This is a genomic window from Cytobacillus dafuensis, assembly GCF_007995155.1.
GTDB classification, from domain to species: domain Bacteria; phylum Bacillota; class Bacilli; order Bacillales; family Cytobacillaceae; genus Cytobacillus; species Cytobacillus dafuensis.
Genome location: NZ_CP042593.1, coordinates 3,767,892 through 3,792,019 on the forward strand (window position 1 = coordinate 3,767,892; position 24,128 = coordinate 3,792,019).

General features: G+C 36.7%; 23 protein-coding genes and 1 other annotated feature. Of the genes, 5 read left to right on the forward strand and 18 right to left on the reverse strand.

What is annotated here, in order from left to right:
- Positions 1 to 6: 6 nt before the first annotated feature.
- The 8 genes from FSZ17_RS17950 to FSZ17_RS17985 form a co-directional block, all read right to left on the reverse strand.
- A complete protein-coding gene (locus FSZ17_RS17950; protein ID WP_057772173.1) occupies positions 7 to 1,077 on the reverse strand; it encodes a LolA family protein in 1,071 nt (356 codons plus the stop codon).
- Positions 1,078 to 1,083: 6 nt separating this feature from the next.
- Positions 1,084 to 2,541: a sensor histidine kinase gene (locus tag FSZ17_RS17955; RefSeq protein ID WP_057772176.1), complete on the reverse strand. Its 1,458-nt coding sequence runs from the start codon at positions 2,539 to 2,541 to the stop codon at positions 1,084 to 1,086.
- Complete coding sequence (locus FSZ17_RS17960; protein WP_057772178.1) at positions 2,538 to 3,245, reverse strand: response regulator transcription factor; 708 nt, start codon at positions 3,243 to 3,245, stop codon at positions 2,538 to 2,540. The genes FSZ17_RS17955 and FSZ17_RS17960 overlap by 4 nt, the downstream gene beginning before the upstream one ends.
- A 256-nt stretch (positions 3,246 to 3,501) precedes the next feature.
- The gene (gene dat / locus FSZ17_RS17965) at positions 3,502 to 4,368 is read right to left on the reverse strand and encodes a D-amino-acid transaminase (RefSeq protein ID WP_057772180.1); all 867 of its coding nucleotides are present in this window, start codon (positions 4,366 to 4,368) and stop codon (positions 3,502 to 3,504) included.
- An 80-nt stretch (positions 4,369 to 4,448) separates the two neighbouring features.
- A complete protein-coding gene (pepV, locus tag FSZ17_RS17970) occupies positions 4,449 to 5,867 on the reverse strand; it encodes a dipeptidase PepV (protein ID WP_057772183.1) in 1,419 nt (472 codons plus the stop codon).
- A 113-nt stretch (positions 5,868 to 5,980) separates the two neighbouring features.
- Positions 5,981 to 7,171, reverse strand: a complete 1,191-nt coding sequence (locus FSZ17_RS17975) for an ABC transporter permease (protein ID WP_057772185.1) — start codon at positions 7,169 to 7,171, stop codon at positions 5,981 to 5,983.
- Complete coding sequence (locus FSZ17_RS17980; protein ID WP_057772188.1) at positions 7,164 to 7,877, reverse strand: ABC transporter ATP-binding protein; 714 nt, start codon at positions 7,875 to 7,877, stop codon at positions 7,164 to 7,166. Before FSZ17_RS17980 ends, FSZ17_RS17975 begins: the two co-directional genes overlap by 8 nt.
- Positions 7,878 to 7,985: 108 nt before the next feature.
- Positions 7,986 to 9,260 (reverse strand): M48 family metallopeptidase, encoded by a 1,275-nt coding sequence (locus tag FSZ17_RS17985; RefSeq protein WP_057772190.1) that lies wholly within the window; start codon positions 9,258 to 9,260, stop codon positions 7,986 to 7,988.
- A gap of 380 nt (positions 9,261 to 9,640) precedes the next feature.
- Here FSZ17_RS17985 and FSZ17_RS17990 point away from each other — a divergent pair, with 380 nt between their 5' ends.
- Complete coding sequence (locus tag FSZ17_RS17990) at positions 9,641 to 9,862, forward strand: DeoR family transcriptional regulator (RefSeq protein WP_057772355.1); 222 nt, start codon at positions 9,641 to 9,643, stop codon at positions 9,860 to 9,862.
- A 38-nt stretch (positions 9,863 to 9,900) separates the two neighbouring features.
- Here FSZ17_RS17990 and FSZ17_RS17995 read toward each other — a convergent pair whose 3' ends face one another.
- The 6 genes from FSZ17_RS17995 to FSZ17_RS18020 all read right to left on the reverse strand — a co-directional run bounded on the left by FSZ17_RS17995 (position 9,901) and on the right by FSZ17_RS18020 (position 15,467).
- Entirely contained in the window at positions 9,901 to 10,620 is a 720-nt protein-coding gene (locus FSZ17_RS17995; protein ID WP_057772192.1) for a pseudouridine synthase, read from the reverse strand.
- Positions 10,621 to 10,942: 322 nt separating this feature from the next.
- Complete coding sequence (locus tag FSZ17_RS18000) at positions 10,943 to 12,559, reverse strand: putative polysaccharide biosynthesis protein (RefSeq protein WP_057772194.1); 1,617 nt, start codon at positions 12,557 to 12,559, stop codon at positions 10,943 to 10,945.
- Between the two features lie 326 nt (positions 12,560 to 12,885).
- Positions 12,886 to 14,070, reverse strand: coding sequence for a cobalamin-independent methionine synthase II family protein (locus FSZ17_RS18005; RefSeq protein ID WP_057772196.1), 1,185 nt, complete (start codon positions 14,068 to 14,070; stop codon positions 12,886 to 12,888).
- A 27-nt stretch (positions 14,071 to 14,097) separates the two neighbouring features.
- Positions 14,098 to 14,811, reverse strand: a complete 714-nt coding sequence (locus FSZ17_RS18010; protein ID WP_057772198.1) for a sulfurtransferase TusA family protein — start codon at positions 14,809 to 14,811, stop codon at positions 14,098 to 14,100.
- 25 nt (positions 14,812 to 14,836) lie between these two features.
- A complete protein-coding gene (locus FSZ17_RS18015; protein WP_057772201.1) occupies positions 14,837 to 15,199 on the reverse strand; it encodes a DsrE family protein in 363 nt (120 codons plus the stop codon).
- Between the two features lie 25 nt (positions 15,200 to 15,224).
- Positions 15,225 to 15,467: a sulfurtransferase TusA family protein gene (locus FSZ17_RS18020; protein ID WP_057772202.1), complete on the reverse strand. Its 243-nt coding sequence runs from the start codon at positions 15,465 to 15,467 to the stop codon at positions 15,225 to 15,227.
- Between the two features lie 193 nt (positions 15,468 to 15,660).
- Between FSZ17_RS18020 and FSZ17_RS18025 the strand changes: the two genes are divergently transcribed.
- The gene (locus tag FSZ17_RS18025) at positions 15,661 to 16,914 is read left to right on the forward strand and encodes a BaiN/RdsA family NAD(P)/FAD-dependent oxidoreductase (RefSeq protein WP_057772204.1); all 1,254 of its coding nucleotides are present in this window, start codon (positions 15,661 to 15,663) and stop codon (positions 16,912 to 16,914) included.
- 21 nt (positions 16,915 to 16,935) lie between these two features.
- Here the strand turns inward: FSZ17_RS18025 and FSZ17_RS18030 are convergent, their stop codons facing one another.
- Positions 16,936 to 17,118 (reverse strand): sporulation protein Cse60, encoded by a 183-nt coding sequence (locus FSZ17_RS18030; protein ID WP_057772206.1) that lies wholly within the window; start codon positions 17,116 to 17,118, stop codon positions 16,936 to 16,938.
- Positions 17,119 to 17,360: 242 nt separating this feature from the next.
- Between FSZ17_RS18030 and FSZ17_RS18035 the strand changes: the two genes are divergently transcribed.
- The 3 genes from FSZ17_RS18035 to yedF all read left to right on the forward strand — a co-directional run bounded on the left by FSZ17_RS18035 (position 17,361) and on the right by yedF (position 19,803).
- On the forward strand, positions 17,361 to 18,257 hold the full coding sequence (locus FSZ17_RS18035) for a selenium metabolism-associated LysR family transcriptional regulator (RefSeq protein ID WP_057772209.1): 897 nt from the start codon (positions 17,361 to 17,363) through the stop codon (positions 18,255 to 18,257).
- Between the two features lie 117 nt (positions 18,258 to 18,374).
- Positions 18,375 to 19,586, forward strand: a complete 1,212-nt coding sequence (gene yedE, locus FSZ17_RS18040; RefSeq protein ID WP_057772211.1) for a selenium metabolism membrane protein YedE/FdhT — start codon at positions 18,375 to 18,377, stop codon at positions 19,584 to 19,586.
- Complete coding sequence (yedF, locus tag FSZ17_RS18045; RefSeq protein ID WP_057772213.1) at positions 19,576 to 19,803, forward strand: sulfurtransferase-like selenium metabolism protein YedF; 228 nt, start codon at positions 19,576 to 19,578, stop codon at positions 19,801 to 19,803. The genes yedE and yedF overlap by 11 nt, the downstream gene beginning before the upstream one ends.
- 72 nt (positions 19,804 to 19,875) lie before the next feature.
- On the opposite strand, the gene FSZ17_RS18050 is transcribed toward yedF, so the two are convergent.
- From FSZ17_RS18050 to FSZ17_RS18060, 3 genes are all read right to left on the reverse strand, one after another.
- Positions 19,876 to 20,178, reverse strand: a complete 303-nt coding sequence (locus tag FSZ17_RS18050; RefSeq protein WP_407643413.1) for a rhodanese-like domain-containing protein — start codon at positions 20,176 to 20,178, stop codon at positions 19,876 to 19,878.
- 176 nt (positions 20,179 to 20,354) lie between these two features.
- Positions 20,355 to 22,772 carry a leucine--tRNA ligase gene (leuS, locus tag FSZ17_RS18055; RefSeq protein WP_057772217.1) on the reverse strand — a complete coding sequence of 806 codons (2,418 nt, stop codon included), beginning with the start codon at positions 22,770 to 22,772 and terminating at the stop codon, positions 20,355 to 20,357.
- A gap of 46 nt (positions 22,773 to 22,818) precedes the next feature.
- Positions 22,819 to 23,040: a binding site (T-box leader), on the reverse strand.
- 277 nt (positions 23,041 to 23,317) lie between these two features.
- Positions 23,318 to 24,094, reverse strand: coding sequence for a 3-hydroxybutyrate dehydrogenase (locus FSZ17_RS18060; RefSeq protein WP_057772219.1), 777 nt, complete (start codon positions 24,092 to 24,094; stop codon positions 23,318 to 23,320).
- Positions 24,095 to 24,128: the final 34 nt, after the last annotated feature.

A 24,128-nucleotide genomic window follows, 5' to 3' on the forward strand; every position in this document is an offset into this window, starting at 1 on the left:
ACATCATTATTTGCTTGAACTTAGCTTCATTTTTTCGGTCATTTTCATAACATCCTCTAAAGACAAATCAGGATTGTTTATAAGAATTGAATAGCGCAGGCCGTCTTCGTCCCAGCTAAGGGCGTCTATCTCCTCCATATATTCCGCATTATTCCCACGAACCTTCAAACCATTATACGCAATTTCCATTCCCTGACCTTCTGGTGCTGGAAAAATAGATAAATTGAGCTGAGGATTCCCTTCTTTTAAATAGTTCATTGAAACTTCCGTTCTATTAATTTCACCTTTTGTTTCCAAAATTTCTACACCGCTAAATGTTAAGTCTTCTTCATCGAAAACTAAAAATGGTTTTCCTAATCCCTTTTCCGCATCTTGAATTGTACCAATTCTTTGACCTAAATCTTCATCAATATTCTTAATCTCAACATCTTTCGGTAAATTTATTTTAAACGTGTCTTCAGCAAACTTAGTTGAAGTATCTAACTTCGTATAAACAATTTCGGAACGGTTTTCACCAACGGTACTTATGGACTTTACAAGGAACCATGTTTTTTGATCTACCCAGAATTCCATTTCACCAAGCAAAGATTTTTTCTCTTTCGGAATTAATTTGACATGATGTGTCAAAAATCCATTCACTTTTTCTTCACCTATAATCTCATAATTATGAGTGTCCTTTAATGCTTCCATCATTGCGATCAGCTGCTCCCGCTGAGTTTTTTCAGGTAAATCCAGTGAAGAAACATCTATTTTAAATGCTTTATTTTCCTTTTTATCATAAGTAATTAATTCTTTGCCATCATTTACAGATACTGTTTCATTTTTGGTGTTTTTATCTATTATCATTACTTTCTTTTTACCATTCTCGTTAACATATTCCTTCATCAAATGGGCTTCCTTTAAAGTATCCCCTTCAAAAAACTTCATTTCACCTTCAGCATAGTAAGACTTAAGCTCCTTATCCGCCTCAAGAACATTTGTAATAATCTCTTCCGCCGACACATTCAAATCTCCTGAGCACCCTGCTAAAACTCCTAACGCTAAGCATGAACTAACTAATAAGCCTTTTATTTTCATTTGAACCTATCCTTCCTTAAGCCAGCAAGCTACTAAAGTGCCGTATCCTTTCGCTGACCATAGTTTTATTTTTCCGCCATGCTGTTCAATGGCCATTTTGGCGATACTAAGCCCGAGTCCAGAGCTTCCGCCTTGTCCTCTTGCTTCCTCTATTTGCACAAATGGCTGAAATACCTTTTCTAAATTTTCCTCTGGTATCGCAAGCCCTTCATTTTGAATCAATATAATTGTTCCGTTTTCTCTCCACATTTCTACCTCTTTAACAAAGGGGGCGAATATCCACTTTGGCAATGGTGAGCTTGTTGATAGAGCAGATAGCCATATATTATGTCCATCTTTAGTATAGCGAAGTGCATTTTCCATTAAATTATCCACAATTCTCATCATTTGCTTCGTGTTTAATTGATAATTGGCTGTGATCATTTGATTAACCGTCAATCGGATCCCTTTCGTCATACACGGCTCATGATAGCCTCCAAGAAGCATTTCAAAAAACTCTTCGCCCTCGACATTCACTAACTCCACTTTATCCTTCGCTGACTGCAGGGCAGTATATAGCGCTAAATCATCAAGCATGCTCTTCATATAATCTAATTTTTCGAATAAAATAGTCTTGTACTCTATCTTTTCCTCGTTGGTAAGCACTTGATTTCCATGAAGTGCCTCTGAATACGCCCGAATAACTGTTAATGGAGTTTTTAAGTCATGTGATAGAGAAGCAACCATATACTCCTTCTCAGCTTGTTGTCGCTTCACTTCAGCGTTCGTTTTTTCAATTTGTGACTTCATTTTTTCGAAATGATGGATCAATTCTCCAAGCTCATCATTTGCATGGACGAGTTGTTCTCTACTTTTTTCTCCATGAGCAAAGGCCGTCATTTCTTCTCTTAATAATTTAAGAGGGCGGTTTAACTTACGGTTTAATAGAATGAAAACAGCTATGTAGATGATAATAAAAGAGAGAGCAAATAATGAGCCTAGCAGTAAAGTTCGATTATTTACACCTTGAAGCCAATCATTCCTAGTCATCTTAATTTCATAAATGCCAATTAATTTATTAGAATCGAAAACGGCTTTCTTGTATGTAAATGTACGATGATTTTTTTTCAAAACATTTAAGTCCTGAAATAATTCATCTCTGAATTGTGGTAAATACATTTCAAATCCGATATTGTCTAATGTCGAATATAGCTTAAACCCATCATAACGATAAAGGGTAATATTCATTGACTCATCCGTCTCTTTTTTTATCGGCTCATACTTTTCAATCGGCTGAATTTTATATAAAGAGGGATTCTCGAGCTTCGACTCGAAAGCATCAATCGTTTTTTTCATTTCCATAAATTCTAAGAAATTATGTTTTTCATCATAATGGCTTATGGTTATATAGAAAAAATATAGAGTTGCGACAGGAAGAATCATAACGATAAAATAACTTAGCATTAACCATGTTTTTATTTTCATGAAATAACTTCTCCGATAAAACGATAGCCGATTCCCCAGACCGTTTGAATGTATTTTGCTGTTTTTGCTTCATCCTTTAACTTTGTACGTAAGCCTTTAATATGGACTGTGACGGTATTATTTCCATTTAAATCCTCTTGCTGCCAAATATGCTCATACAGCTCTGATTTAGAAAAGGTTTTGAAGGGGTTTTTTGCTAATAAAAATAACAGCTCAAGTTCCTTCATTGTTAATTGCAATGTTTCCTCATTTAAGTGTAAAACCTCTTTTTGAAAATCAATTTTAAGCCCTCCAAAGTAGTGAATACTTTGAGATTCATCCGTGTTCAAGTAGCGGCGATACCGCCTTAAATGCGAGCTTATCCTTGCACTTAATTCCTCTAGGCTAAACGGCTTCGTAATATAGTCATCTGCCCCTAAGTCAAGACCATTAATTTTGCTATCGCTTTCTGTTTTCGCACTAACGATTAGAATAGGAACATCACTTTCTAGCCTAATGGTTTTACAAAGTGTAAATCCATCCATTTCAGGAAGCATCAAATCTACTAAAATAAGATCATATTGATCTGCTTTAAAATCCTCCCAGCCTTCTTTACCAGTAGATGCCCAAGTAACAAAATAGCCCTCCTTTCGCAAATGGTCGCAAAGAATGCGCGCAATAGATCCATCATCTTCAATAATTAATATCTTTTCTTTGTTCGCCATTCGTTGTTCCCTCTTTCATTTTTGATTATACGCAACGAAAACTCACTAGCCTTTTATCTTTATAATTGCTTAATAAATAGAATTATGTAATTTCGACATTTGAGCAAAAATAATTCCACTCAATGAATCATTTTTTTTGACTACTGCACCCACCAAGCCATTTTAGCAATATTCATGAATTGAAAAAAGCAAGCCTAAGCATCAAAAATGATGTTAGCTTGCTTTTTTACTAAATCATTATATTATTTATTTTCATTTAAGCTTCTACGCTTAAATTGCCGCATTCTTTCTCAATTTCCTTCTCAAAAAGCTCCTGAAGCTTTTTAGTAATAGGCCCTGGTGTACCATCGCCTACTTTATTTCCTTCTATTTCAATAACAGGCGTTACTTCTGTAGTCGTACCAGAGATAAACACTTCATCTGCTGCATTTAGGTCATCTAGAGTGAAGGTCGTTTCTTCATAAGACATACCATTATTTCGGCAAATTTCTAATACTTTCTGTCTTGTAATTCCATTAAGGACTAGATTATCAGCTGGATGAGTGATAACCTTGCCGTCTTTCACAATCAGTACATTCGATAAACTTCCTTCTGTTACTGTTCCATTACGATGCTGAATCGCCTCGAAACAGCCTGCTTCAACAGCTTTTTGCTTCGCCATTAAATTTCCTAGCAGGTTCAAGCTCTTAATATCACAAAGAAGCCAACGAATGTCTTCGTTTAAAATTGTTTTTACACCTGATTTCATGTTTTCTATCGGTCTTGCTGCTTCCTTCGTATTTGCTACAAAGGTTGGAAGAACATGATCTCCTGGGAATACATGATTTCGAGGTGCTGTTCCTCGAGTAATTTGCATGTAAATGGTACCAAGATCGAGATTATTTTTTTGGATTAGCTTGTTTAACATTTCTTTCATTTCTTCAACAGTATATGAAATATCCATTTTGATTTTCTTGCCGCTTTCAATTAGACGATTAAGATGCTCATTTGCAGTAAACATTTTTCCGTTATAAACTCGGATAACTTCATAAACTCCGTCTCCAAATTGATAGCCGCGATCTTCCATATCAATCTTTACTTCTGACCGTTCGATAAATTCCCCATTTACGATCACAAATTCCATTTCCCACGCATCTCCTCATTGTTATGCCTCTATTTTTTTGGCAAATAATAACTTCGGAGCAATCTTAACAAATTTTCCTATTATTTTGCAAGTTCAAAAATTGCTTGAGCATAAATTGCTGCGGCTCTCAGCATATCTTCAATATGCATATATTCATCCTTTTGATGAGCGATGTCCTCTCTGCCTGGAAATAACGGTCCAAAGGCTACTCCTGATTGCAATGAACGAGCGTAAGTTCCTCCGCCAATTGAAATCAGTTCAGCTTTTTCACCTGTTTGTTCTTCATATACTTTCTTTAAGGTCTGAATTAAAAAGTCATTCTCATCCACATGATGTGGCTTCGAGTCAGAGAAATTTTCAATGATAAAACTTTCCTTTTTCAGTAAAGATTCTAGCTTTTCTTTTGTCTCTTCCATTTTGCTTGTAACAGGATAACGAAGATTCAGACCAAGTCTGCCACCTTCTTGCTTTGTGTAGGATAACTTCCCGACATTGATCGTTAAATCCCCCGTAATATCATCAGAATAAGCAATCCCAAGCTTCTGCCCTCTTGAATCTTCTCTGAAATAATCGGCAGTAAATTGAAAATAATGCTGTGCTTTTGCGTCAACATTCAATGCTGATAAAAATTCTGCCATATACAAACCCGCATTTTTCCCATTATTAGGTTCCATTCCATGTGCGGATATCCCCTCAGCCTCAAGAATTAATTCACCATTTTCGATGTAATACTTCCCTTTTAATTCATGCAATTTTAGGAAATCAGCATATTTTTGAATGATCTCTGTGGGTTCATATTGTACATCTAATACGCCCTTAGCAAAGTCTGGAACCATATTATATCTACGTCCTGACTGGAATGAAATAACTTTTACTTGAGATTCTTCATCTTCATTTAAGCTGTCTGCCTTTTGAACAATATCAAAATCAGAAATTCCTTTTTCAGCATAAATAATCGGAAAATCAGCATCAGGGGCAAATCCCATCGCTGGCATTTCTTCGTGCTTGAAATAATGATCTACACAGCGCCAATCGCTTTCTTCATCCGTTCCAATAATCATACGGACGCGTTTATTAAGGGGCAGACCAAGCTCCTTGATAATTTTCATCGCATAATAAGCTGTCATGGTTGGGCCCTTGTCATCAATCGCCCCTCTTGCATAAATTTTACCGTCACGTATTTCAGCACCAAAGGGATCACTGGACCATCCGTCTCCTTCAGGGACAACATCGACATGGCAAAGAATACCTACAATTTCTTCTCCTTGTCCAAACTCCAAATGCCCCGCAAGATTTCCTACATTTTTTGCTATAAATCCGTCTTTTTCTCCTAGCTGCAGCATGAAGTCTAGAGCTTCCTTAACACCTTTTCCAAGTGGAGCATCCTCGGTAGCATTTTCTTCATCTAACACACTTTTTATTTGTAGAAGCTTTTTCGTATCCTCGATTAATGCATCTTGTCTATTTTCAACTTCCTGTGTCCAATTAATTGTACTCACTGCTTTTCCTCCTGATACGTTGTTGGAATTTTAAATATGTATTACTAGGAAAAATTATATCAATTTGTATTTAAATATGAAAACTTATTGGAAATGATTAATCATTTGGAACATTAACGCCCTAGCATACCAATACTGACTCCAAAATGAGATAGAACCAAAAACCAGCCTGTGATAAATAGGCTAAGGATAAGAATTGCTGCAATAAATAAGGTTGTAACAGCCCTTTTTCTTGCAGAAAAATAGGAAGGCATTTCACTATACTTCTTGCTTATCGGATTTGATGCCGTAATCTTATTCCAAATTAATGAAAGCCAGAAATGCATCATAATTAGAAATCCTATGAAAATAATCGCCTTAATCCACAGTGGCGGAATAATGATCATTGCAGCTGTCGTTACAGAGATAATTTGGAAGAATCCGAAAATATATGAGTAACTTCTGATAAAAATCTTAATAAATAATTCTGTATGCCCATTCACCTTTGTTCGTTTCTTAAAAATACGTTTCGAGCGGCGAAATAGCAACGGCTTCGTTCTTTTAGAAACAATAGGCTTTTCTATATCATAAGAAAGGCTGAAAATTAAATTAATGTTCTTCATTTTGTCTTCAAGACCCATTGCAATTTCATGATCAATAGAAGACATTTTTTTTAATGCCCTCAAGCTTTGATGAATGGATACAGCCATTAGAACAGCACCACATGTATAAATGAATATGAATAAATCTTTTTCCCATAGTAAATAAATTAGTTGGCTAAACCAGCTAAATACAATAAATAATAGAATTCCGGCTGCGATTTTAATAAATTTTATATCTATTCTTCTTAAATAGAATTTCACAAGCAAAATGGTTGTATTAAGTGAGAAAAAATAAAAAAATAATGGTAATATTTGCTGCCAATCTAAAAGATAGTGGATTCTCATAAAAGGAAGCAAGATTAGTATAGAGACACCTATACGAAAAAACTGAACGAACAGCGAATAAGCATATCCCCACTTCTTCATACCAATAAAGATTAGCTCTTTTTTTATAAGGAAAACTTTATCAGCTTCCTGAACATATGTACGAATACGACCGCTCCATGAAAATAAATAGATAGTGAAGAATATTAAAGAAAAGGGAAGATATTCAATCCAAGCAGGCGTTTCCTGCCACCACGTTCGGTACATCATAATAAAGATGGCAGCAGAAGGAATGATTAAGTATAGAATGATTGTCCAATCAGCTATTGATCGAATAACTCCATATTGATATTTCCACGCTCTTATCAAACGATTCATAAATATCATTCTACTATTCATTTGTTTTACCTTCCGCAATCAAATGGAAGCAATCATAAAGTGATCCAGTAGGCAGATTGCACTGAGCTCTAATTTCATCCAATTTTCCAGCTGCTTGGAGCTTTCCTTGATGAATAATTAAGAAGCGATCACATACCTTTTCTGCTGTATCCAATACATGTGTAGACATAAGGATGCCAGCACCTCTTTTACGCTCATTCTGAATAGACTCTAGGAAAAGCTTCATCGCATTAGGATCCAGCCCTATGAATGGTTCATCAATGATATAAACATCAGGATTTGTAATCATCGACATAATAAGCATCGCTTTCTGCTGCATTCCTTTTGAATATTTGCCTGGATATTCATGTGCATAATCTGCTAGATTATAATTCCCTAGTAATTCTTTTGCATGTTGAAGGTATTCTTTATCAGGAATCCCCTCAACTGCCGCAATAAAGTCAAGATGCTCCCATAAAGTCAACTCATCATAAAAAATTGGTCTTTCCGGAATATATGAATATTTGGCTTCTTGCTGAAATATTACATCCCCTTTCATATTTTCCAACAATCCAAGTATCGTTTTAATTGTCGTGCTTTTTCCTGCTCCGTTTGGTCCAATAAGCCCGATAAGCTCACCCTCCTGGACATTGAACTGAATATTATGTATGACTGATTTATCTTTTTCATAGCCCGCTTCTTTAATATTTACATTTAATAGTTGCATGACTTCTCCTCCTTGCTAATATTACGGATAAAAAATGGAAAAGGTTTCTTTAAAAATCTTAAATGATATAAAAAAATGAACTGCTCTATAGCCAGAGCAGTTCATTTTTTAAGGTTTAAGTATTTCCATTAAATCTACATTTCCATATTCTTCTGCATATTTGTATGCAGTATAGCCTTCAGAATCCACATATGCTGGATCTGCACCATTTTGTAAAAGCAGTTCAGCCATTTCAATATCATCATTAAAAACAGAGCTTATAAGAGGTGTAGATTCATATATATCTACAATATTAGGATCGGCTCCATTTTCAAGTAAGATACTTGCCGCATCCGTATTTCCATTGTAAACAGCCCAATGAAGTGCTGTCGAACCCTCTTCATCGAATTCATTCACATCGGCACCGTTTGCAAGTAATTTCTGAATTGTTTCTACATCATTTTCACTTGCAGCACTCATTAACGGAGTAGCTCCTTCTACGCCTAATGCCATTTCCGTCCAGAAATCCATTTTTTTAAGAGCTTTATATCCACCCCATATTCCTGCAGACAGAATAACAACTGAAAGCATGGCTCCAAAAAGACCAATCCATACCTTACTTTTTGGTTCATGAAGTTCAACCGTGGAATCCTCCGAGAAAAATCTTGACAGTGCATATATTCGCTTTGGCAGATGAGGGTGAGTTGATAACTTTTCATTCAACCAGACAAAAAATCCATGTTCCGTTTGTAGCTGTTCCATATATGCCTGCTTATTGACCTTAGGGTATAATTCTTTTCCGATTGCAAGCATTGTTAAAGCATCTTTTGCAGCATCGAATGATTGAATATAATAAGCAGCATATCGATCACATGTATATTCACAGGCTCTTAAATAGGAATTCCCAAGAAAAGGGATCCACATAGCTGGTAATAGCAATATACTAATAATAATGTGCTTTCTTTTTAAATGGGCAAATTCATGAGCAAGGACGAACAAAACTTCTTTTTCTGCTTCCCTCTCGATTAACTCAAAAATACCTGAATACAAAACAACCATATTCTTTCGGAAAAATCTTGTGGCAAATGCATTTAACATGCCTTCTGATTCGATAACATAAATATCTGGCATAACTGTTAGACCCATATCCTTTGCAGTTACAACAGCCTTTTTATACAGATCTGGAAACTGCTTTTCACTTATCCTTACTCCATTTCGTCTAATGCCGCCCACCATAATTCCATGCAGCACAATCGAAAGAAATAATATTGTTAAAATAATGATGATACCTACTATCGAAATGGCTAAATAAATGTAAGTTAATATACTTAATAAAACAACAAATGCAAAGTATATATTTTCTTTCGGAAATACTAATTGATTTCTTAATGATTCCTCCCGCATAAACCCCTGTTCCTCTCTATGTATAATAAAACCTTCATTGATTATAGAAGAGAAGGTAATTATTGAATACAGGTAATTTCCCCCTTGTAGTTCGAAGACAAACATAATACAAGAATTAGTTACCATAGTATTTAGAAAATAGGTAAGGAAAGCGGGAAACTTATAAAGATTTTGTAAATTTCCCAATAAAGTAGAAATTATTAAATAATAAGGGTACAATGTAGGTAGAGGATGATATTTGGAAATAATCACCTGAAGTTTGAAAAGGAGATGGCTGCGGAAAAGAAAAACTACATGTGCTTGAAGGACTTGTTTCTTCAACGAAGCTGTCAGTTGCAGGAATTTGCCATTGGTTTGAAAAAAGGATAGGGAGTGGTTCTTTGAAACATTCAACTAACCGGATGTTAAACCGTATCAAATCCGTCTACATGTTTATAAATAAGCGCGGAACTGTAACAACTGGTGAACTTGTAGAGGAATTTGGTATTACTCCTCGCACCATTCAACGAGATTTAAATGTTCTTGTTTATAACGACCTAGTGAAAAGCCCTAGTCGAGGAAGATGGACAACAACCAAAAAGAAAGTGAAAATGTCATCCTAATGAATATATATAAAAAAAATCGCCTTTTTAGGCGATTTTTACTTTGCTTCATATTCAATTAATTTATTTATTTCCTCTTCCGTTAATTCTCTATATTCTCCAAGCTCCAAAGATTCGTCGAGCTGAAGAGGACCCATAGAAATCCTTTGTAGATAAATAACCCGCTTCCCAACTGCTTCAAACATTCTTTTAACTTGATGAAATTTTCCTTCCGAAATCGTCAGCTCAATATCTGATGTCAAACCTGATTTCATAATCTTTAATTCTCCAGGCTTCGTTTTATAGCCATCATCCAATATGACACCCTCATTAAAAGCTTTAACATCTTCTTCTGTTACTTCACTGTTTATAACAGCAAAATACGTCTTCGGCACATGCTTTTTAGGAGAAAGGAGACGATGAGCAAGCTGACCATCATTCGTTAACAGGAGCAGTCCTTCCGTATCCTTATCAAGACGCCCTACCGGAAATGGAGAGAATACAAGGTCTCCTGCTTCCAATAAATCCAGAACAGTTTCATGCTCGATATCTTCTGTAGCGGAAATAACCCCTTGTGGTTTATTCATCATTAAATAAATAAATTCCTTGTATTCTACTTTTTCACCATGAATCGTAACCAAATCTATTTCTGGATTGACATGGTGTTTAGCGTCCTTCACTTTTTGCTCATTAACATGAACGGCTCCATCCTTTAAAAGCTTCTTAACATCCTTCCTGCTTCCATATCCTAAATTGGCAAGCATTTTATCAATCCGCATACAATTGTTACCTCCTTATAGAAAGCACGGTTCCCTCAAATAAAGTGAAACTTCCATCAGTGGGGGTTTTTCGACGCACAGGACGTGCTAGTGCCGACGTTGCCACAGGACGTGGCGTTCTTAGTCGGCTTTCATCCCCCACTGATGGTTAGTTGAACCAATCACGCTCAAAACGCCACGTCCTGTGGCTTTCGCCTGACTAGGACATCGTGTCCGTCGTCGGGCCTTTACGGGCAGTTGATCCCCCACTTATGTTTCTTTGATTCTCTCGTAACCTTGAAGTGGGGGTCTTACTGCCCGTTAATCTGCGACTAAATAATGATTAGGATCTCAATTTCAATTTTTTCAATGCCCGGTCAACTTTTTCTCCAAATAAGAAGTAAATAAGTCTCGTTTTGAAACTGCAATAGAAATAGATTCCAGCACCGACTCCTGCACAAATAATCACAATGAGTAATGCTTGGAAATCAGATGCCGGAGATAAGAACAACGTAAGAATTTTATATACTGTCCCTGTTCCAATAAACATTAAGAAAGTAAATAGTACAATTAATAAGCTTCTTCTAAATACAAGCCTAAAAGGATATTTAGCAAAGGTTTTAATAACAAATAAATTAATTAAGATTGATGCAGTATACCCAATAGCCGTTGCTACAATTGATCCCTCTGTTTCCATGAGCTTTATTAACGGGATATTTAGACTTAGCTTTAACAATAAACCAACAAGTAAGCTCAATACGGTAAATCTCTGTTCATTAATCCCTTGTAAAATCGCAGCTGTTACTAAGAAAAAGGCAAATAATATAGCAACAGGCGCATACGTTCTTAATACTTCTGTCCCCAATTCGCTATGGTCATAAAACAAAGTAAATATCGGCTCTGCCAACATCGAAAGCCCAACTACAGCAGGTAGAGTCAGAAATAATACTACTTGGAATGTCTGATTTAATTGACGATTCAAGCTTGAACGGTCTAGATCTACAAATGCTTTTGTAATTGAAGGAACTAATGTTAATGAAAATGCAGTTGCCAAGGAAACTGGAATAATAACAAGCTTATGCGTTTGCATCGTTATCACAGCATAAGCAGATTCGGCTTTATCATACTCAAAACCAATGGACTGCATCGCTTTAATAAAGGTAAACTGGTCGACTAATTGAAAAAGCGGATTCGCAATCCCTACAAACACAAAAGGTGCAGCATAGATGATGATCTCTTTGTACATGTCCTTAAGAGAGATATCCATTGTTCCTTTATCATATAAGAGCAAATCGTCAAAATAGAACTTACGCTTATACCAATACCATAATAAACTTGCTAAACCACCAATAGCACCAATAAACGCTGCAAATGTAGCCACACTTACTGCTTGTGTGATCGTTCCGTTCATGAAATTCAAAACAACAAATGCACCAGCTAACACGAAAGTAATTCGAACAATCTGTTCGATAACTTGAGAAACAGCTGACGGCCCCATTGACTGATGCCCTTGGAAAAACCCTCTAATTAGGCTCATGAAAGGGACAACAATTAGGGCGAAGCTGACGGCCCTTATGACAGTCGTTACATCTTTAACGTTCGTGCCTGCTTCAGATGAAGTACTCATTTCAGCTATTACTGGAGCAAAAAAATACAGTGCAAGAAATGACAGGACTCCAGTACACGTCATAATGATCAGTCCTGATTTAAAAAGCTTTCTCCCAACTGCATACTCCTCTAAAGCATTATATTTTGAAATAAACTTAGAAACCGCCAACGGAATCCCTGCGGTTGCAATACTAATAAAAATCGTATATGGAACATAGGCGAAAGAATAAAGAGCGTTCCCTTTATCTCCGACAATATGGTAAAAAGGAATTACATAGAGTAGTCCCAATATTTTTGAAATTATTGTGCCTAAAGTTAATATAAATGTACCCCTTAAAAGCTTAGATGACATAAAATCCCGCCTTGCTCAGCCATAAAATAAAAACAAATACATAAGAAATTATTTTAAACTAATTTGGTCTACAAACGCTACTATTTATTTGAAGAACTAATATAATTTTGAACTCATTTCAAACACAATTTAAAAATATGCACACTATTAGTAGTTTACTCTTCTTTTTTTAAGAATGCTACTACGGTGAAAATAAAATATTAAGGTTTCATTTTTGGGAACAAATGAAAAAAAAGCCAGCAATTTTTTACTAGCTTTTTTACAAGACTATGTATTTTGTTTTCACCCTAGTAGTTTCGATAGAAAGTCCTGCATTTTGTACATACCTAGTCACTTTTTCGAACAGATTTAAATTGCTCTCTAAGCAGATTAGCTGCCTTGCTCATCACTTTTAATTTATTAACAGCGATCTCTTCACTGTTCATCGGTCTTTGCGCAAATGTTCCAAAGCCGCAATCGGGGTTTAAATATATTTTATCTGCTGGCACTATCTTTAATAATTGATTTACCTTCTCTACGATCTCATCTGTTGTTTCAACAGTGTCCGTTCTTGGATTCACAACTCCAAACCCGATCTCAACATTAGCAAAATCTTTAATCGCTTCAATTTCCCCAGCTCTTGGTGTTGCAAATTCAAGCACTAATTGATCAATATCAACTCTTGAAAGATATGGTATTAAAGAAAAATAAGGGCCTTTGAGAAGAATACTATCATCCCTGCTCCAATTTCCACGACAAACGTGAACGCCAAATTTCGTTCCTCTGCCTCGCATTCCTTCCATAACACTATTCATTAATCCAAGAGCAAACTCTATTTCTTCCTCAGCATCTGCTTTTGCAGTTAGAGCACCACACATAAATGTACGATTGGTGTTCTTTTGTGTAAAAACAAGCTCAGTCAGCACAGGTTCATCGAATTGAACGAAATCAACACCTTCCGCAATCAATTCCTCCAGTTCTTCTCGTAGAACGCTGACAATATCTATAGCCAAGTCTTCTTTCGTTGGGTAAGCTTTAATTGATAAGCCTTCAACCCACATCGATCTTGTTAATAAATAGGGGCCAGGAAGAGTAACCTTTATCTTTCTATCTGTATGTTTTTTTAGAAAACAATAATCATTTAATGCAAGCGGTTTTTTTCGACTAATTTTCCCCGTAGCAGCAGGATTCGATAATGAAAAAGCTGGGACATCTAATGTGCCAAGAATTTCTTCAAAGCTCGCCTTGTCCTCGATGTATTCAAGTAATTCTGAAACCGTTAACATTTTTACATTATGTAAATGCTCCGCTACGAATGAAATATAATTATCTCTTCTCTGTTCCCCATCCGTTACAATATCCATTCCAGCTTCTTCTTGTAGACGAAGGCATTGAATAACCGCATCATCAGCCACTGCTTGAAACTCTGCATCTGTCATTCTTCCTGCCCGCTTCTCTCTCATTGCTTTTTGAACCTCAACTGTTCGCGGCCAGCTACCTATTACAGTTGCAGGAAAGAGTGTTGATCCCATATTACATCCTCCTCTTATCTGCTATTTTTAATAAACAAGCGAGAAAACTAGATTGATCTCAACTGCCTTTTTCAAAGTTTGATAAATTGGCGACCTGTCTAAAGTGATCTGCCAGATTTCTTCTAGCAATTTCTCATCAGCAGAGGATGACACATAACAAGTACCAGAAATTTGTTTCAAACTAGGATTACCCGATTCTTCAATTTCCATATGATAAAGAATATTTTCAATTTCACCCTTAAGTGATAATTCAATTTGGTCTACAGTCACATTTCTTCTTGAGGCATGAGCTTTGTAGCCAACAGCTAAGCAGGAGGCAAGCGATGTAATCAAATAGTCTACTGCACTCGGAGCATCCACATTTGGACTGAATTCAGCTGGCTGCCCAGAATAAAAACGATGATTTCGAGCATAAACTTTCGCCCTTAAACCTTTTTCACCTTGTACACGAACATTCCATTTGTAGCCTTTAGCTGCCTCAAGGTCTTTTTCGATATTAGATTCCGTTTGCCCCTTACGGACAAAATAGCGGACTGTGTCGTCACCCGGTTCAGATCCTAAAAATTCATGTTTGACCATTCGACACCATGCTGGCAAATCATCTGCTACTGTGCTTTCCCTGCTTCTAATTTCCAAAACTTGTCCTTCTATAAGTGGTGACATATTTTTATTAATAATTAATAGGAGACCTGAACCACAGTCAAGATCCCCTCCATCACAAACTGCATGAGGATCAAGCATAAAATTTCCTCCTTAAGGGTAAGAATTAATAAGTGATTGAGGCCGCTCCTTGTGAAAGGAATTCTATTAATCTTGCACCGCCAACAATGGTTGCTCCTTCTATTAAATTATCTTCAGAAAGGCCTCTCTTTTTATAACACGGACTACACACCCAAATAATTCCACCTGCTTCTGTAAATTGATCCATCAACTGCTTTAACGGTGCGAAGCCCTCTTCATGAATTTCATCTGCATAGCCTTTTTCAGCTAAAAAGGAGCCCTCAACATTCAAAAACACAACTGTTTCTTGTCCTGATGCAACAGCTGCATTCGCAACCACAAAACCGACTGTCGCTTTATCCGGATCATTTTTCGCACTTGTTATACTTACTGTGAATTTTCCTGACATTGTCTATTCCCCCATTAAATTATTTCTAATTTCCTTTTTTGATAAAATAATGACTAATCTTTCCTTCGTCAAAACGTTTTAATAACGTATGGTGCTGCAATCGGCACCATGCTGGTAAATCTTCACGTGCACCAGGATCATAGGAAATCACTTCAATGATGTCTCCCTCTTGCATTTTTCGCATTGTTAGAAATACGTTCATTATCAGTTCTCCACACCCGGTCGGGCCAGCATCATAGACTACATTTGCCTGCATATGCTTATCCATTCGACACCTCCTTTTAGAGGTTAAGCCTAAACTCATTATAATGAATTAGTTTCCTATAAATAAATTCAACCTATCAATAGTAACTATGACTATTCATCGCTTTTTTCAATAGATATGAGTTGCGTGTTAGGCATCTTCTCTTGAATCGTTTATAATTGATTGCATCTAGTACAAAAGTTAAGTTGGTGACTATATGAAATATGATGTAATAGTGATTGGCGGAGGTCCGTCTGGTTTAATGGCTGCAATTGGAGCAGCTGAACAAAAAGCAAAGGTGCTACTAATTGATAAAGGGGACAAACTCGGCAGAAAACTAGCCATCTCTGGTGGAGGCAGATGCAATGTGACAAATAAGCTTCCGATTGATGAGATCATTAAGCATATTCCAGGGAATGGCCGTTTTTTATACAGTGCATTCTCTTTATTTAGCAATGAGGATATTATTACGTTTTTCGAGAAATTAGGCGTTCGATTAAAAGAGGAAGACCATGGAAGAATGTTTCCTGTGACTGATAAAGCTCAATCTGTTGTCGATGCACTACTTCAAAGACTAAAGCATTTGAAGGTTGATATAAAAACAAACAGTCCCGTACAAACTGTGCATTATGAGGATGGAAGAGTGAAATCCGTCGAAATGAAAAATGGAGAAACTTACGAAACAAATTCAGTGGTTGTTGCTGTAGGAGGAAAATCAGTTCCACATACAGGTTCAACGGGTGATGGCTATGCATGGGCAAAAAAAGCTGGGCACACAATTACAGAGTTGTTCCCAACAGAGGTGCCAGTTACTTCTGCTGCTCCATTTATTAAAGAAAAAACATTACAAGGTTTATCGTTAAGAAACGTTGCTCTTAGTGTATTGAATCCAAAAGGAAAAGCAATAATCACCCATAAAATGGACATGATTTTCACCCATTTTGGTGTGAGTGGTCCGGCCGTTTTAAGATGTAGCCAATTTGTAGTAAAAGCGCTGAAGAAATGGAATCTTAAAGAGATTACGATGAGTATTGATGCCATTCCTGATAAAAAAGAAGAAACTTTATTTCAGGAAATCAATAAGCAATTGAAAGAAGAACCGAAGAAAAGTATTAAGAATCTTTTAAAAGGGATTTTACCAGAGAGATACTTATTATTCTTACTTGAGCAAAGTGACATTGATCCTGGCGCACAGGGGGCTACAATATCAAATGAAAAAATAAAAAGCTTCACTAAAAACTGCAAGCAGTTTCAGTTTAATGTAAATGGAACACTATCCTTAGATAAAGCATTTGTAACTGGCGGCGGGGTTTCTGTAAAAGAAATCGAGCCAAAGACGATGGCATCAAAATTGATGGAAGGCTTATACTTTTGCGGAGAAATCCTCGACATTCATGGCTATACAGGGGGATATAATATTACGTCCGCACTTGTGACCGGAAGACTTGCTGGTATTAATGCTGCTTTATAAAAATTCGAGCCTGATCAACTTTCAGGCTCTGTAAACAATCATCGCTGAAAAACAATAAATCTGCTCGTCCTCCTCTTCATGGATAGCTGCGATATTATATTTAATATCAAGCAACTTCTTCTCTTCAATCTTTTCTAAAAAGCGATTCATAGCTGCCTCAAGATCTTTTTCATGTTCATGATCAAATAATTTCACCTTAATCAAAAGCCTCATCCTTTATAATGCTTTTTTACACATTATTTACAGAATAATCAAATTTTATTACTTTTTATACCAAATTATGAAATGTAGATGACATTCTCGCCAATAATTGTCCATGAGCGGATCAGTCCCTTTAAACACTCTTTCTAATTTTATGAAGAAATGGTATTCTTATATAATTACATTGTATCGTAATTATATTTGTATATTAATCGATTTTATCGATAGATTATGAGGAGCATATTATGGATTTACATCAATTATTTATTTTTACAAAAGTGGTTGAACATAAAAGTTTCTCAAAGGCAGCTGATGATATTTTTTTAAGTCAATCAACTGTAAGTTCACATATTCAAGCTTTAGAAAAAAGCCTAAACCTTAAACTCTTTGATCGCGATGGAAGAGAAACGATTCTTACACCTCACGGAGAACGCTTACATGCTTGGGCACAACAAATCTTACTGTTAAGAGATAAGGCCATTCTCGATCTAAAAACAGGAATGATGGATTTTCGTGGAATTGTACGAATAGCTGCAAGTTCCGTCCCTAGCTCATTTATTATTCCTAATTTAATCAGTATCTTTACTAATTCTTTTCCAAATATTACTTTTCATGTAACAGAGGCTTCTTCAAAAACTGTTGCTCATAACGTCCTGAATAGATCAGTCGATATTGGAGTACTCGGAGAAAAATATGAAAATGACAAGCTTTGTTATCTACCTTTTCAAAAGGAAAAGCTTGTTCTAATTACTTCCAATCAAGTGAAGTTAGAAAAAGATGCCGTTTGTTTCGATGATATCATTAAATATCCACTCATAATGAGGAATTCTGATTCTGGTACTCAGGCACAACTTAATAAGTACTTCAAGAAAAATGGAGTATCAAAGGAGCAGTTGCAAATTGCTGCCTATACTGAATCTGGAAATAGTTTAATTCAATTCGTTAAACAAGGCATCGGTATTTCTATTATTTCAGAAGTTGCAGCAAAAGAGTATGCAGCCTATAAAATGATTCGTATGCATGAGATTAAGGACTTTCTAGATGAAAGGTATATCTATCTTGTCTACCATAAAAATAAAACGTTATCATTAGCTGCTAAATTATTTATTGAGAATGCTAAGAGTTTAGTCAAGTCAACGTAATTCCATTAGAATATATGCCAATTTCAGTAATTGGTTGTTGATATTTATTATTGTCATAGTTTTTATAATCATATAAACTTGCAAATGCAACAGAACTAGGATAAAGGGGTCTTTATATTGAATCGTATTACTTCAAAAGTATTTGGCCAATATTGGAATCCATATTGGGCCATAGGGATTGCAGGTGTATTAAGTGCCCTCTACTTTGGGCTAACAAATACTGTATGGGCTGTTACAGGTGAATTTACTCGATTAGGAGGGCAGATCCTTATGCTCTTCGGTATTGATATTTCAGATTGGGAGTATTTCAAACTTATAACAATAAAGGGATCTACCTTCGAAAGAACGGATGGATGGATTGTTTGGGGGATGTTTATCGGGGCATTCATTACGATTCTTCTAAGTAATAATTTTAAAATAAGAGTCCCTAAACAAAAGCGCAGATTAGTACAAGGATTAATTGGCGGGATAATTGCTGGATTTGGAGCACGATTAGCATTAGGCTGTAACTTGGCTGCCTTTTTTACTGGTGTGCCGCAATTTTCCTTCCATTCTTGGATCTTTATGGTTGCCACAGCAATCGGCACTTATATAGGATTTAAGATCGTCAGCACGAAATGGTGGAAGGGCAAACCAGTTCTCAACAAAGGGAATACTGCAACCAAGGCTGAAAATAAGAAAATTATTCAGCCTTATATCGGAATTCTCATTGCGATTGTGTATGCGTTACTAATTATTTATTTTTTTGTTACTGGTAAACCTTATCTTGGGATTGCTGCTATTTTCGGAGCAGCATTTGGTATATTAATAGAAAGAGGGCAGATCTGCTTCACTTCTGCTTTTAGAGATCTATGGGTAAGCGGACGAGCAACTATGACAAAAGCAATCGCCGTTGGGATCGCCATCAGTACATTATTTACTTTCGTCGTCATTGTTGTTTACGGATTAGAGCCGATTACGAAAATTGCTGCCCCAAGCACATTTATCGGTGGAGTATTATTTGGTCTAGGAATTGTACTAGCTGGCGGCTGTGAAACAGGTATGATGTACCGAGTAATGGAAGGTCAGGTTTTATATTTATTTGTTTTTGCAGGAAATATTATTGGTGCCACCTTCCTAGCATACGGCTGGGATCATTTAGGTATTTTTAACACACTTGTTAAAAGTGGTTCTAAAATTAATTTAATTGAAAAATTTGGACCAATAACAGCCCTCGTTCTAACACTCATTATGCTCGCTGTCTGGTTTGCAGTAGCTGTATTTTGGGAGAAACATTATCGATTCGGAACTGGTTTTAAAAAAGGAGGAATGAAGCAGCATGGTTATTGATTATACTTTAGACTTAAGAGGAGAGCCTTGTCCCTTCCCTGTTATTTACTCATTAGAAACCTTAAAAGATATGAAAAAAGGTGAAGTACTGCAAGTTATTGCAGACTGTCCAGCTTCTTTCAAAAACGTCCCTGAAGAAGTCGTTAAGCATGGCTATACTTTAGCAAAAGAACCATATAAAGATGGGCAAGATTTATACTTTTTTATTCAAGTGTAATGAAGATTAGCAAAAAGACCGAATCAATCAATCACTCCTGCTTGATTGATTCGGTCTTTTTCTTTAATAAAATTATATTGTTTCGCCTTTCCATTGCATCATGCCGCCTGCCAAATTGCGAACCTTATATCCTTGATCCTGCATATAGTAGCAAACATTTTCACTTCGGGCACCTGAACGGCAAATAAAAATATATTCTTTATCTTTATCAAAGTAATCCAAGTTTTCAGGAATTGTCATCATGCGGATATGCTTTGCTCCTGGAATCATGCCATATGCAACCTCTTCATCTTCCCTTACATCGACAAGCTCTAATTTTTCACCAGCAGCTACCTTTTTTTCTAAATCATCAGTTGTCATAATTTCTATATCCATCAAATACTTCCTTTCTAAACCAAATATTAGTTTTCCCTATACCCATATTAAAAAACATCCTCCGAAAACGCAATCGGAGGATGTTATTATTTATTTGTCTAGACATAGTTACTAGAGGAGATTTGACCTTCTCTTTTTATTTATCTGCACACTTGGCAATATATCCGCCACTTTTATCAGTTCGCTACAATATTGACCAGCTTTCCTGGGACAGCAATGACTTTGCGAATGGTTTTTCCATCAATTTGCTCTTTAACTCTTTCATCTTCAATTGCGATTTTTTCTAGAGCATCCTTTTGAGCATCTGCTGGAACAAGCAGCTTCGTTTTTACTTTACCATTTACTTGAATAACAATTTCAACTTCATCATCTACAAGCTTTGCCTCATCAAATGCTGGCCATGCTTCATAGGCAATGGTTTCGCTATGGCCAAGCTTTTCCCAAAGCTCTTCCGCAACGTGAGGTGTAATTGGTGAAAGCAATTTAACGAAGCCTTCCATAAAGTGCTTAGGAAGAACTGTCGTTTTATATGCTTCATTAATAAAGACCATCATTTGTGAGATCGCTGTATTGTATCGTAATCCCTCATAATCCTCTGTTACTTTTTTCACTGTTTGATGGTAAACCTTTTCAAGGTTGCTTACTTCTTCTGACTCTTGGATTTTTGGATTTAGTTCTCCGTTTTCCTCAATAAATAAGCGCCATACACGGTCTAGGAATCTTCTTGAGCCATCTAAACCATTAGTTGACCATGCAATCGAAGCATCTAGTGGTCCCATGAACATTTCATATAAGCGAAGAGTATCTGCGCCATGGCTCGCAATAATATCATCAGGATTTACGACATTCCCTTTTGATTTACTCATTTTTTCATTGCCTTCACCAAGAATCATTCCTTGGTTAAATAGCTTTTGGAAAGGTTCCTTCGTATGAACAACCCCAATATCATAAAGGACCTTATGCCAGAATCGTGCATATAAAAGGTGAAGAACGGCATGCTCTGCTCCTCCGATATAAATATCAACTGGAAGCCATTCTTTTAGCTTTTCTGGATCTGCAAGTGCTTCACTATTGTGTGGATCAATATAGCGTAAATAATACCAGCAGCTTCCCGCCCATTGAGGCATTGTGTTCGTTTCTCTACGCCCTTTTTTCCCTGTTTCAGGGTCTACAACATTAACCCAATCTTCAATATTAGCAAGCGGAGATTCCCCTGTACCAGAAGGTTTAATTTCTGTCGTTTTCGGAAGAATTAATGGCAGCTGATCCACTGGGACTGCTGACATCGTGCCATCCTCCCAATGAATAATTGGAATTGGTTCACCCCAATAGCGCTGGCGGCTGAATAACCAGTCACGTAGACGGAATGTCACTTTCTTCGTTCCAAGACCTTTCGCCTCAAGCCAAGAAATCATTTCCGCAATAGCCACATCTTTATTCTTTCCATTCAAGAAATCTGAGTTCACATGTTCTCCGTCGCCTGTGTAAGCTTCCTTTTCCACATCACCACCAGCAACAACCTCAATGATCGGAAGTCCGAATTGCTTTGCGAATTCATGGTCGCGCTCATCATGAGCAGGTACTGCCATGATTGCACCAGTTCCATAGCTAGCCAATACATAGTCCGCTATCCAGATTGGCATTTTTTCGCCATTAGCTGGGTTAATAGCAAAGGCACCTGTAAATACGCCTGTTTTTTCTTTTGCTAAATCTGTTCTTTCAAGGTCAGACTTTGTTTTAACTTTTTCAAGATATTCATTGACAGCACTTTGTCGCTCTGCCGTTGTAATTTTTTCTACTAAAGCATGTTCAGGAGCTAGGACTGCATAAGTAGCGCCAAAAAGAGTATCAGGACGTGTTGTAAATACTTTAAATGTTCCTTCATGCCCTTCAATTTGGAAAGTAACCTCAGCACCCTCTGAACGTCCAATCCAATTGCGCTGCATTTCTTTAAGACTATCTGGCCAATCTAATAGATCTAGATCTTCAAGTAAACGATCAGCATACTCAGTTATTTTTAATACCCATTGTTTCATTGGTCTTCTTTCAACTGGGTGGCCGCCACGCTCACTCTTCCCATCGATGACTTCCTCGTTAGCTAGAACTGTTCCTAAAGCTGGACACCAGTTAACGGCTACTTCATCGATATAAGCTAGGCCTTTTTCAAAAAGCTTAGTGAAAATCCATTGAGTCCATTTGTAATAATTAGGATCTGTCGTATTCACTTCACGATCCCAGTCATATGAAAAACCGAGTTCTTTAATTTGGCGACGGAATGTATTGATATTCTGCTCAGTAAATTCAGCTGGGTCATTTCCTGTATCTAAAGCGTATTGCTCAGCTGGTAAACCGAATGCATCCCATCCCATTGGATGAAGAACATTATATCCTTGCATCCGCTTCATTCGTGAAAGAATATCAGTTGCCGTATATCCTTCAGGATGGCCTACATGAAGTCCTGCACCAGATGGATATGGGAACATATCAAGCGCATAAAATTTACGCTTTCCTTTGTCTTCACTCGTTTTAAATGTTTTATTTCCTTCCCAAAATGCTTGCCACTTCTTTTCAATCTGTTGATGATTGAAACTCATCTCAATTTCCTCCTAAAAAATAAAATAAAAAAACCTCTCATCCCATAATAGGGACGAGAGGATTATGTATATCTCCCGCGGTACCACCCACATTAGTGACAAAGTCACTCGCTTCATTCAACCTTAACGCGGTATACGGCAAGCATTACTGTTCATTCACACTTGCTGCTCAAAGGCGAGTTCATGGGATACCTGACTGACTTGCACCACCCGTCAGCTCTCTAAATCAGAATAAAACACCATTACTGCTCCTTATCTTAGCAGATAACTATTTAATTAAATGTAATTGTATATAATTTCCCGCCAAGATGCAAGGGGGCTCATCCTGACGAGAAATTTAATACTTAGCATATGAAGTAAATGTTCATGTGTGAAAACATTTTTACTATTTTCCCCAAAAAAATAAAGGGCAATCAATACTGATTGCCCCTTGAAATGTTTTATCCCGCATTAACCGGCAGTAAGACCCCCACATCAAAACTTTTAGGGAACTAAAAAAGGATAAGTGGGGGATGAAAAAAAACCCCACTTATTGAAGTTTCACTTTATTGAACCGTATACCCGCCATCTATCACAATCGCCTGCCCAGTCATCCCCATTGCAGAATCACTAGCTAAGAAAATAGCACATTCAGCTATCTCATCAACAGTTAATAACCTTTTTTGAGGAACTAATGGAAAAATTACTTCATTTAATACATCTTCAAGCGGCACATTTCTCGTTTTGGCTAAATCATTGAGCTGATTCCGAACTAAGGCTGTATCCACATAGCCAGGACAGATGGCATTAACGGTAATTCCATCTGTGGCCGTTTCTAATGCCGCTACTTTCGTTAACCCAATTACTCCATGCTTTGCACTATTGTAAGCAGCTTTTCCTGCAAAGCCGACTAAGCCATTGATGGAAGCCATATTAATGATTCTGCCAAATTGCTGTTTTTTCATAATTGGCAAAACATGCTTAATGGAAATAAATGGTGCCGTCAACATGACTTTTATTAGAAATTCAAACTTATCGGTTGGGAAGTCTTCGATATATGAAACATGCTGCAAGCCAGCATTATTTATAAGTACCTCTAAACTTCCATAATGGCTTACTGCTTCTTGCAAGCAGGATTGAATATCAATTTCTGATGTCACATCACATTTTAATCCGATAGCGTCATAGCCTTCATCCTGCAAATTTTTTGCAGCCCTTTTGACTGCATCTTCTTGAATATCGGTTAAAACAATTTTTGCTCCAGCTGCTGCAAATTTTTTCCCTATTTCAAAACCAATTCCTTGAGCAGCACCTGTAATAAAAATAACTTTTTCCTGAACCATGTTGTGACTCCTTTCAAATACCTAACATACCAAG

What these genes read in the sequence shown, in the direction of transcription:
- FSZ17_RS18005 (WP_057772196.1), bottom strand. Translation starts at nt 14,070, where the DNA reads ATGGGATCAACACTCTTTCCTGCAACTGTAATAGGTAGCTGGCCGCGA.
- FSZ17_RS18000 (WP_057772194.1), bottom strand. Translation starts at nt 12,559, where the DNA reads ATGTCATCTAAGCTTTTAAGGGGTACATTTATATTAACTTTAGGCACA.
- FSZ17_RS18035 (WP_057772209.1), top strand. Translation starts at nt 17,361, where the DNA reads ATGGATTTACATCAATTATTTATTTTTACAAAAGTGGTTGAACATAAA.
- FSZ17_RS17985 (WP_057772190.1), bottom strand. Translation starts at nt 9,260, where the DNA reads ATGCGGGAGGAATCATTAAGAAATCAATTAGTATTTCCGAAAGAAAAT.
- FSZ17_RS17975 (WP_057772185.1), bottom strand. Translation starts at nt 7,171, where the DNA reads ATGAATAGTAGAATGATATTTATGAATCGTTTGATAAGAGCGTGGAAA.
- FSZ17_RS18010 (WP_057772198.1), bottom strand. Translation starts at nt 14,811, where the DNA reads ATGCTTGATCCTCATGCAGTTTGTGATGGAGGGGATCTTGACTGTGGT.
- FSZ17_RS17980 (WP_057772188.1), bottom strand. Translation starts at nt 7,877, where the DNA reads ATGCAACTATTAAATGTAAATATTAAAGAAGCGGGCTATGAAAAAGAT.
- FSZ17_RS18020 (WP_057772202.1), bottom strand. Translation starts at nt 15,467, where the DNA reads ATGGATAAGCATATGCAGGCAAATGTAGTCTATGATGCTGGCCCGACC.
- FSZ17_RS17960 (WP_057772178.1), bottom strand. Translation starts at nt 3,245, where the DNA reads ATGGCGAACAAAGAAAAGATATTAATTATTGAAGATGATGGATCTATT.
- FSZ17_RS17995 (WP_057772192.1), bottom strand. Translation starts at nt 10,620, where the DNA reads ATGCGGATTGATAAAATGCTTGCCAATTTAGGATATGGAAGCAGGAAG.
- FSZ17_RS18050 (WP_407643413.1), bottom strand. Translation starts at nt 20,178, where the DNA reads ATGGATATAGAAATTATGACAACTGATGATTTAGAAAAAAAGGTAGCT.
- FSZ17_RS18060 (WP_057772219.1), bottom strand. Translation starts at nt 24,094, where the DNA reads ATGGTTCAGGAAAAAGTTATTTTTATTACAGGTGCTGCTCAAGGAATT.
- FSZ17_RS17950 (WP_057772173.1), bottom strand. Translation starts at nt 1,077, where the DNA reads ATGAAAATAAAAGGCTTATTAGTTAGTTCATGCTTAGCGTTAGGAGTT.
- dat (WP_057772180.1), bottom strand. Translation starts at nt 4,368, where the DNA reads ATGGAATTTGTGATCGTAAATGGGGAATTTATCGAACGGTCAGAAGTA.
- FSZ17_RS17955 (WP_057772176.1), bottom strand. Translation starts at nt 2,541, where the DNA reads ATGAAAATAAAAACATGGTTAATGCTAAGTTATTTTATCGTTATGATT.
- FSZ17_RS18025 (WP_057772204.1), top strand. Translation starts at nt 15,661, where the DNA reads ATGAAATATGATGTAATAGTGATTGGCGGAGGTCCGTCTGGTTTAATG.
- yedF (WP_057772213.1), top strand. Translation starts at nt 19,576, where the DNA reads ATGGTTATTGATTATACTTTAGACTTAAGAGGAGAGCCTTGTCCCTTC.
- FSZ17_RS18015 (WP_057772201.1), bottom strand. Translation starts at nt 15,199, where the DNA reads ATGTCAGGAAAATTCACAGTAAGTATAACAAGTGCGAAAAATGATCCG.
- leuS (WP_057772217.1), bottom strand. Translation starts at nt 22,772, where the DNA reads ATGAGTTTCAATCATCAACAGATTGAAAAGAAGTGGCAAGCATTTTGG.